A 587-nucleotide genomic window follows, 5' to 3' on the forward strand; every position below is an offset into this window, starting at 1 on the left:
GTACGAGGGGTACGACGAGGACGGGAACGGCGACCACCGCGGCGAGTCCGGCCGTCGTGGACCGGAAGATCCCCGCGGCCAGCACGCCCGACCAGGCGCATCCGACGCAGAGCCCGAGCCAACCGGCGCTCAGCGCGGGCCAGTCGGCGGGAACCCGTGACAGCTCCGGTCCGTAGAACAGGTGGAGCACCTCGGCGTCGCAGCCCACCGTGAGGGCGGCCAGCACGATCGCGGTGGCCGCGGAGACGACGAGTTTGGCGGTCAGCAGCCCCAGCCGACGTGGCACGGTGCCGCGGTCCGCCGCCAGGGCGGGGTGACGGAACTCGTCGCCGAAGGCCAGCGCGCCGAGCAGTCCCGCGCCGAGTGCGGCGGGCGGCAGCGGCAGCTCCCGCGGCCAGGCGGCCAGGAGGCGCGGCTGGGGGGTGTGTCCGACGCGGGCGAGGACGACCGCGGTGACGGCGGACACGAGCAGGACGGTCGCCGCGGTGATGAAGCCGGTGCCGACACCGGCCGCGCGGCGCAGCTCGTACCTGAGCGGGCGGAGGGGGCTCGGGGCGGAGCGGACGGAGATGGGGGGCGGGAGGGGG

Annotated in this window: 1 pseudogene; it reads right to left on the reverse strand. The window is 76.5% G+C overall.

Annotation, left to right across the window (positions count from 1 at the left end):
• Window positions 1-587 (reverse strand): annotated as a pseudogene (locus GTW67_RS26555) (ABC transporter ATP-binding protein); the annotation flags it as partial.

Origin of the sequence: Streptomyces sp. SID5910 (genome assembly GCF_009862125.1) — a bacterium.
Lineage (GTDB): Bacteria > Actinomycetota > Actinomycetes > Streptomycetales > Streptomycetaceae > Streptomyces.